This is a genomic window from [Clostridium] aminophilum (assembly GCF_900101295.1).
Lineage (GTDB): Bacteria > Bacillota > Clostridia > Lachnospirales > Lachnospiraceae > Clostridium_R > Clostridium_R aminophilum_A.
In genome coordinates this window covers 1-7933 of sequence record NZ_FOIL01000087.1, presented here as the reverse complement: position 1 = coordinate 7933, position 7933 = coordinate 1, and the positions used below count along the sequence as shown (strand labels likewise).

The 7933-nt window shown below is 49.4% G+C and carries 7 protein-coding genes and 2 pseudogenes; 6 read left to right on the top strand and 3 right to left on the bottom strand.

Annotated elements, in window-relative coordinates; genetic code table 11:
* Positions 1-274, bottom strand: a pseudogene (locus BMW41_RS13630) (glucan-binding protein); the annotation flags it as partial.
* 183 nt (positions 275-457) lie between these two features.
* On the opposite strand from BMW41_RS13630, the gene BMW41_RS13625 reads away from it, so the two are divergent.
* The 5 genes from BMW41_RS13625 (at position 458) to BMW41_RS13610 (ending at position 4670) form a co-directional block, all read left to right on the top strand.
* A complete protein-coding gene (locus BMW41_RS13625) occupies positions 458-754 on the top strand; it encodes a helix-turn-helix domain-containing protein (protein ID WP_031474403.1) in 297 nt (98 codons plus the stop codon).
* 245 nt (positions 755-999) lie between these two features.
* On the top strand, positions 1000-1383 hold the full coding sequence (locus BMW41_RS13620) for an Asp23/Gls24 family envelope stress response protein (RefSeq protein ID WP_074650738.1): 384 nt from the start codon (positions 1000-1002) through the stop codon (positions 1381-1383).
* Positions 1384-1765: 382 nt separating this feature from the next.
* Positions 1766-2902, top strand: coding sequence for a sodium ion-translocating decarboxylase subunit beta (locus BMW41_RS13615; RefSeq protein ID WP_074650736.1), 1137 nt, complete (start codon positions 1766-1768; stop codon positions 2900-2902).
* Between the two features lie 21 nt (positions 2903-2923).
* Positions 2924-3058, top strand: a complete 135-nt coding sequence (locus BMW41_RS15140; protein WP_278280352.1) for a hypothetical protein — start codon at positions 2924-2926, stop codon at positions 3056-3058.
* Positions 3059-3242: 184 nt separating this feature from the next.
* Positions 3243-4670, top strand: a complete 1428-nt coding sequence (locus BMW41_RS13610; protein ID WP_083379019.1) for a M14 family zinc carboxypeptidase — start codon at positions 3243-3245, stop codon at positions 4668-4670.
* Positions 4671-4779: 109 nt separating this feature from the next.
* On the opposite strand, the gene BMW41_RS13605 is transcribed toward BMW41_RS13610, so the two are convergent.
* Together BMW41_RS13605 and BMW41_RS13600 are read right to left on the bottom strand one after the other, a co-directional pair.
* A complete protein-coding gene (locus BMW41_RS13605; RefSeq protein WP_074650732.1) occupies positions 4780-5343 on the bottom strand; it encodes a DUF5721 family protein in 564 nt (187 codons plus the stop codon).
* On the bottom strand, positions 5324-7234 hold the full coding sequence (locus BMW41_RS13600) for an NTP transferase domain-containing protein (protein WP_074650730.1): 1911 nt from the start codon (positions 7232-7234) through the stop codon (positions 5324-5326). The genes BMW41_RS13605 and BMW41_RS13600 overlap by 20 nt, the downstream gene beginning before the upstream one ends.
* Before the next feature lie 430 nt (positions 7235-7664).
* Here BMW41_RS13600 and BMW41_RS13595 point away from each other — a divergent pair.
* Positions 7665-7933, top strand: a pseudogene (locus BMW41_RS13595) (glucan-binding protein); the annotation flags it as partial.

Here is a 7933-nt window from a genome sequence, read left to right as displayed (position 1 = left end):
CCCAGCCGTTGGTGATCATCGCGCCGTCTTCGCCGACATAGTAGTCATCCTCAACCCACTTGTTAACTGCCATATTGCCGTCGTCGTCAAGATAGAACCACTTATTGCCGTCCTTCTTCCACTCGCCGGTTACCATGTCATCGTCTTTGTCGTAATAATGCCATGCACCTGCCTCGTCCTTCTCCCAACCAGCGGCGAAGGATGTCATAGATGCGCCCATAGCAAGAAGAGCTGCTGCAGAAAGAACTGCAACATATTTAGTCTGCTTTCTCATTTAATGCACACTCCTTTTTCCTTTGTGTTTTGTGTAAATGCTTTTTCTAAAAATGCAGATAAAATTGAAACTATGGTTGACAATATGTTCTATACAACATATCATTGAATTAGGAGAAGGAGTAAATATGTTCGAAGTTGAATTCTATGATACAAAGGATGATTATATGAGGAGGTTTGGGAAATGAGCAGCTATAGAAAATATAAGGAAGAAGTTTTAAAAAATCCTCTTGTAAAAGAAGAGTATGATGCGATTCAACCGGAATATGACATTATTCAGGCAATGATTAATGCCCGAAATGATCAGAAAATGACTCAAAAGGAATTATCAATAAAAACAGGAATTACTCAGGCAGATATTAGTCGCATTGAAAACGGCACACGCAATCCAAGCTTGACGATGATGAAGCGACTTGCAGAGGGACTTGGGATGCAGCTTAAACTTGAATTTATTTCACCGATCGCAAAGAAATCTGTCTAAGATATCAATTGAGTCAAAAGTTGTGTCAAGAACGGCTTGCTTCATGTAATGGATAGCGTCTGCAAATCAAGAATCAATCAAGTTTATATTGCAAAATAGAATAGGTCGATGCCGATGAAAAAGAAAAAGTTGTGTCAAACCATGTGTATTTTCGCACACAGTTTACTATCCCCACGCAATTTGTTATAATATCGCTATACTTTACAGACAATGCATAACGCTAACGATATGAGGAGGATAATCCCATGGCTGAAAAGGCAGAGAATACACATACTATCTATTCGGACAATTCCATCGGCGAGGTGAAGATCGCGGATGATGTCGTAGCTGTGATTGCCGGTCTTGCGGCGACAGAGGTCGAGGGCGTTCACTCCATGGCCGGAGATTACACCAAGGAAATGCTGTCCAAGCTCGGCATGAAGAATCTCGGAAAGGGTGTAAAAGTCACCGTTGATGAGGATCATGTCTACGTCGACATTTCCCTGAATATCAAGTACGGCTACAGCATTCCGAATGTCAGCGCTGCCGTTCAGGACAAGGTAAAGGATTCCATCGAGAACATGACCGGTCTTTCCGTTCTGGAAGTCAATGTAAAGATTGCCGGTGTCAATGTTCCGGCCGAGAAGTAAACCGGAACAGAAAACAGAACGGAACGCAGAATAGAAATTCTACGGATTGAAAACTGAATACCGTTAAAAGGGAGTAGTTTTCAGCATACAATCAACATACCCTGGGTTTATCCCATGGTTGTATGCCCTTTGACCACCAAGGAACAAGACTTTTAACATACATTCGCTTTGGAGATGTCGGACTGTCGGACCGGTTCTCAGAGTGACGTGTATGGTAAAAGTCTTCTTTTTTTATGATTCTGCATTGGTGATTATATAAATCCGTGCAATGAACAGATATCGAACCGAAGCCTTTTAACACCCACTCATTTGAGCGAATAACGGTAACTGCATTACAATGACAGTGCTTATTCTGTTTAGGGATCATTCAAGGAGGTTTATCATGTCATATCTTTTGGAAGGTATTCTTGCGGTGACACCGCAGCAGATCGTCATGTATCTGATCGGAACATTTCTCATCTGGCTTGCCGTGAAAAAACAGTACGAACCGGCTCTTCTTCTTCCGATGGGCTTTGGCGCGATTCTGGTCAATCTTCCGCTGTCCGGAGTGATCAATCAGAACATGGCCGGCATCGGTGAGACCGCCGGTATCATCCAGTGGCTGTTCGAGACAACCATTGAAGCGTCGGAAGCATTGCCCATTCTTCTCTTCATCGGTATCGGGGCAATGATCGATTTCGGACCGCTTCTCACACAGCCGGTGATGTTTCTCTTCGGTGCGGCGGCGCAGTTTGGCATTTTCTTTGCCATCAGTCTCGCAACACTTCTCGGCTTTGATCTGAAAGATGCCGCGTCCATCGGTATCATTGGCGCCGCCGACGGCCCGACCTCGATTCTGGTGTCGCAGATCCTGCATTCACGTTACATCGGCGCCATCGCGGTGGCGGCTTACTCCTACATGGCGCTGGTGCCGATCATTCAGCCGGCGGCAATCAAGCTGGTCACCACGCACAAAGAGCGTCAGATCCGCATGACATACAACCCGCGGGAGATCACGAAACAGACGAAGATCCTCTTCCCGATCCTGACGACCATCATCGTCGGCCTGATCGCTCCGGCGTCGGTGGCGCTTGTCGGCTTCCTGATGTTCGGCAATCTTCTCCGCGAGTGCGGCGTGCTGGATAATCTCGCGAAGACCGCGCAGAACGAGCTGGCAAACCTCATCACGATCCTGCTGGGCATCACCATTTCCTTCAGTATGCGCGCCGATGAGTTTGTGCGCGTCGACACGCTTCTCATTCTGGCGATCGGACTGGTTGCCTTTATCTTTGACACCATCGGCGGCGTATTATTTGCGAAAGTGCTGAATCTGTTCCTTCGCACTAAGATCAACCCGATGATCGGCGCGGCCGGAATCAGCGCATTTCCGATGTCCTCCCGCGTGGTGCAGAAACTTGCGACAGCCGAGTCCAACGGTAACATTATTCTGATGCAGGCAGTCGGGGTCAATGTCTCCGGCCAGATCGCGTCCGTGATCGCGGGCGGACTGGTGATCAAGCTGGTGGGGCAGTATCTGTAAGGATAGAAAGGAAGAAACGGTATGAATTCAGTAGTAATGCAGAATTTTTATATTTCCCTGCAGATCATGGGACAGGGAATGATCGGAATCTTTCTGGTGGTCATCCTCATTGCGATCGCGGTTTATCTGCTCGGAAAGTATGGAAAGAAAGGATAAAGGCGCCGATTTTTGTGACAGGGCGGGATGTCTGATCAGTAAATTGAATTGACCTTGTATCTCATCCCTCATCCGCTTATAATAGTTACCGTTCGCTGAATTAGTCATGAAAAATGCGACTATTCCGGCGATGCATGAATTAAATGAGTTATTTTGATATGAACGGGTGGGAAAACAGAGTTTTATGAAACAAAGATTTACCAGTTCCGGTGTAAGAAAACCGGCTACAAAACAAACAACATCAACACGAACATTTTCAGAACGTGCGGTCACGAGATCTGCCTCCGTGATGGCGCTGGTTGTATGCCTGACACTTACTCCGTCGGTTCTCCCGATGGCGGCCGGAAACTCCTCGGTAGCAGATGGAATTATCGGCAAAATCACAGCCTATGCCGGCCCGGCGTCAGAGATCAGCGGCACGGATAGCTCATCTGATGCAAATTCCGCCGACAACAGCGCATCCGGCAATGCTTCCGCAACCGGTTCGACCGGCGGCCCGGCAGGAAACACTTCCTCCGGCAGCGGTCCGGCAACCGGTCCTGCGGGTTCGGGGGATTCCTCCGCGCAGACCGGAGAAACGGGCGGAACCGGCGATACGGAAGAGACCGGATCTTCCGATACACAGAATATGCAGGGAGACAACTACTACAACGTCGGATACAGTGACAATATCGTCAATCCGGTAGACCGATACTCCTACGATCAGCTGTCCGCGGACATGAACGCCCTCAAGGAAAAATATCCGAATCTTGTGACATTGTCCTCTATCGGCGCGACAGCCGACGGTCGTCAGATTTATGACATTGCGATCGGCAATACGGGCGCGCAGAAGAAGATCCTTTTCCAGGGCGCGATGCACGCCAGAGAATATATCGTGGTTCCGATCCTGATGCGTCAGGCGGAGAACCTTCTTCAGGGCGCGGCAAACGGCGGAACGCTGAACGGAACTCCGGTCAGCAGCCTCCTCCAGAATATGTGCATTCACTTTATCCCTATGACCAACCCGGACGGAGTCTGCCTCAGTCAGTGGGGCCTCGGCGGCATCGGAAGCGAGGAACTCCGGAACGGCATTCAGCAGATGTATGCGCAGGATGTTGCGGCAGGCGGCACGAGAGCTTCCTTTGCGGAGTATCTGAGACGCTGGAAGTCCAACGCGCGCGGTGTGGATCTGAATCGCAACTTTGACGCCGGATGGGCGGAAAAGAAGACCGTGACATATCCGACCAATCAGGGATACAAGGGACCGTCGCCGCTGTCGGAGGCGGAAAGCAAGGCTTTGGCCGAGTTCATTGACCGGGAAGGCTTCCGCGCCGTGATCAACTATCACGCCATGGGCGACGTTATTTACTGGGATACGGAAAATAACAAAGAAACGGCGGTTTCCCTGGAATTTGCAAACCTCGTTCACAGCGCGAACGGATACGCGATCCAATCCTGCGACGGCGTAGCCGGACTCAAAGACTGGCTCCAGCGGAGAGAAAACTCCATTCCGGGCATCACCATCGAGGTCGGCCGGAGCAGTGCGCCGGTGAATTTCGGCGAATTCCCGACGCTCTGGGAGCAGAATAAGATGGTTCCGGGGCTGATTGCGCAGAGCGTCATGAGCCGGTAAGTGTAAATCAAAAAGGCAAGGTATAGCAAAGCAAAACTCATATCAGCAGTGTTGGATTTCTGTTGATATGAGTTTTTCCTATGATATATCATGATCCGACCGGCGGCAATTACCCTTCCATCGCCGCGATCCCCGCGGTCTTCAGAAACTTCCTGATCGACTCATCCCACTCCCTTTCGACACTTTTGTCCAGCGTAAACTGGCCATAAGACACCGCCGTGACACAGGTGAGGGCTTTCTCGGCGTAGCGGATATTCAGATATAATCCGGAGACGGTTCCCTCTGCCAGATTCGGTGCAGCACCCCGAACAAATTTTTCGGTTCCTGCGGCCGGGAGCTTCAGGACAACCGAAAAACTTTCCGGGAGTTGCTTTCCCTTAATGATCTGAAAACAATGCGGCCGCAGCAGTTTCCAGGCCGCGAAGCGGTCAGCGGAAACCGAAGATGTGATTCCGGCCGATGAAACCGGAGAGATATTATCCGCAGAAGCGGCAGCAGAATTCGCGGAAGAATCGGGATCCTCTTCTAAAAATCCTCTTTTCAGTTCCCCGTCAATCGCAAACGAGCAGAATGTCGAAAATGCCGCCTCCTTTACCAGAAAACGGTCAAACGTCTCTCCGGTAAAAAGCTGCTTTGTGAATTCTTTTAAGTCTTCAATCTTTAATGCAATCATCTAAATGCTCCCTGACAATAATTTGATAGTAGCGTCTGGCAAAACCGTACATTCGCAGAGTGCTGTCGCCGGCATCAATGCCGCGCATTCCGCCGGATACCGCCCTCAGAACTCCGAGAAAACCGCTGAGTGCGGCGAGACCGAAGGTTACATACTGTTCCTCTGCGTCCGGCTTCCTTCCGAGATAGATCTCCAGAATTCGCAGCGTCTTCCACTCATCGTAATCGTTGTTCAAAGAAAACATTGCCAGATCCATAAGCGGATCCTGCATTCCGGCATTTTTCCAATCCGCAAGCCGGACGTTGTCGCCGGAAAGGAGAATAAAACGATCTGCCGACGGGTTGTTGTGGCAAAGAACCAGCGGACGTTTCAGCGAAGCAAGGCCGTTCTGGATTTTTCGCATATTCTCCCGCATTTCTGCGTAATCTGCGAAGAGAAAGCCGGCCAGATCTCCGCAGAACTGTTCCCGCGCGGAAATCTGTGAGTCAAGATCATACGGACTGTCGATGACAAGCGCGGCGTCATGAAGCATCCTCAAAAGACTGAGACATTTTACAGTGGTCGGAGATGCCGGATCCGAAAGATTAACAGGCAGAGTATTGACATAATACCGTGAGATCTTATAACCTGTCTCGACATCAAACGAGATGATCTTTTCGGATAAGTGCAGCGGCCGAACTGCGTTGTATGCGGCGTATTCGCCTGCATAAGGGTTAAGCGCACGCCGTTGAAACGGATTCTGGGATGCGGCGCTTGTCAGTGAAGAATGGTGCATGGAACGGATCGGAATCCGACACACAAGCTGTTTTCCGCCGGCGTCGCAAAGATAAATCCGGCTTTCCGCTCCTTCAATGAGCGTTCCGAGAACCGAAACCGAGGCTTCCGGAAGTTCACATGCCTGCGCTACTGCGCGGACTGCGGTTCTTGAAGAGATCTTCTCCCGTTCGGATCCAAAGCTATGTAATTCTGACGGCGAATGAAAACGATAAATCTGACCGTCCTCAATCCGTTCGGCATAGAGTTCCTGATCGTCGGTGCGGCTCAGAATGACCGATTCCCAATCGGTGGCATTATTTTTCGGCATCAAAAAAGCCTGTTCCGCCTTTGCAGCCCATAGCTTGCTTGTGACCGGGTCCGGACAGGCCGGGCCGAAAAAGACCAAGGTATTCTCACCGCCGTAAACCGTTTCCTCCACCCGGTTTCTTTTATTTAAGGAAAGGCACCATTCCCTGACCGGGCCCTTCCTATATACAGAACTCACTTTCGCACCGCACTCATAGGTATGAAAGAGATTGGTGCGGAGCCAAATGTTGCCGTTCAGCAGATAAACCCGTTTTCCGCGGATGTGTTCTTTCGCGCTGCAGAAAGAAGAAAGCGTTCCGGGCGTGATGAAGCCGGGATTATAGAGAATCCGGACTTGAAATTGGTCCGCGAGGTATTCAAACATTTCCTTCATGTATCCGATGACAACCGTGATATCCCGGATTCCGGCCTCTTTCAGCTGACGGATCAGCCGCTCGATCAGCACCTCCCCGTTAAGGCTCCGCAGCGGAAGCGGCATAAGCGCTGACGCCGGAAATGTGATCTGCTGGTCGCGGCATTCGAATCCGTATAAAAAGATCGAATGGAGATCGTCGAGGGGGCGGTCCGCAAAGATTACGGCGCCGTTGACACGATAGTTTTCCAGATATGCGATTCCACTCTCGGTGATCCGGTGTGTCATCTTGCGCAGCGAAGTTCCCGGGACTTCCGCGAGGAATCCCTTTGCCGTACAATCTGCCACAAGTGCATTGGCGGTTCCCAGGGATACGCCGAGAAGATCGGCCAATGCACGCTGTGAGAGCGCATCATGTTCATAATAGCTGCGTATGACCATTCCGATCCGATCCATAAAACCTCCGTAAGAATACAATCCATATGTTGTTCAATAAAGGGTTTAAATATAATTCATATGAACATTTTATAACGGGAATTCGGGAAAAACAATGGAAACCGCATGAAAAAAGGGAATTGACCCTTTTATAACGCAGATATTGCAGGAAATATTGCATTCAAACCTTACGAAAACAAGACTCAAATTGTAACGTTTCCGTAAGAAATCAATTAGAAAGTGTTTATAGCAATCCAAAAAGCAGTATATTATAATGTGAACTGTAATCGGAGAACCGGGAACATAAAAGAATTCCGCGGAAATGATTAAGAAAGTTTTAATCCTGACTTGATTATTTCTGAAGAAGGCTGTATAATGTGCCGGTAATGCGATCAGGAATTTCGAGAAAAAGCATTTACAAAAACACAAAGGAAAAAGGAGTGTGCATTAAATGAGAAAGCAGACTAAATATGTTGCAGTTCTTTCTGCAGCAGCTCTTCTTGCTATGGGCGCATCTATGACATCCTTCGCCGCTGGTTGGGAGAAGGACGAGGCAGGTGCATGGCACTATTATGACAAAGACGACGATATGGTCACCAACGAGTGGAAGAAGGACGGCGGAAAGTGGTTCTACCTCGATGATGACGGCGCTATGGTTACGGATCAGTGGGTTGAGGACGACTACTATGTAGGCGAAGACGGCGCAATGATCACCAACGG

What these genes read in the sequence shown, in the direction of transcription:
- BMW41_RS13625 (WP_031474403.1), top strand. Translation starts at nt 458, where the DNA reads ATGAGCAGCTATAGAAAATATAAGGAAGAAGTTTTAAAAAATCCTCTT.
- BMW41_RS13620 (WP_074650738.1), top strand. Translation starts at nt 1,000, where the DNA reads ATGGCTGAAAAGGCAGAGAATACACATACTATCTATTCGGACAATTCC.
- BMW41_RS13615 (WP_074650736.1), top strand. Translation starts at nt 1,766, where the DNA reads ATGTCATATCTTTTGGAAGGTATTCTTGCGGTGACACCGCAGCAGATC.
- BMW41_RS15140 (WP_278280352.1), top strand. Translation starts at nt 2,924, where the DNA reads ATGAATTCAGTAGTAATGCAGAATTTTTATATTTCCCTGCAGATCATG.
- BMW41_RS13610 (WP_083379019.1), top strand. Translation starts at nt 3,243, where the DNA reads ATGAAACAAAGATTTACCAGTTCCGGTGTAAGAAAACCGGCTACAAAA.
- BMW41_RS13605 (WP_074650732.1), bottom strand. Translation starts at nt 5,343, where the DNA reads ATGATTGCATTAAAGATTGAAGACTTAAAAGAATTCACAAAGCAGCTT.
- BMW41_RS13600 (WP_074650730.1), bottom strand. Translation starts at nt 7,234, where the DNA reads ATGGATCGGATCGGAATGGTCATACGCAGCTATTATGAACATGATGCG.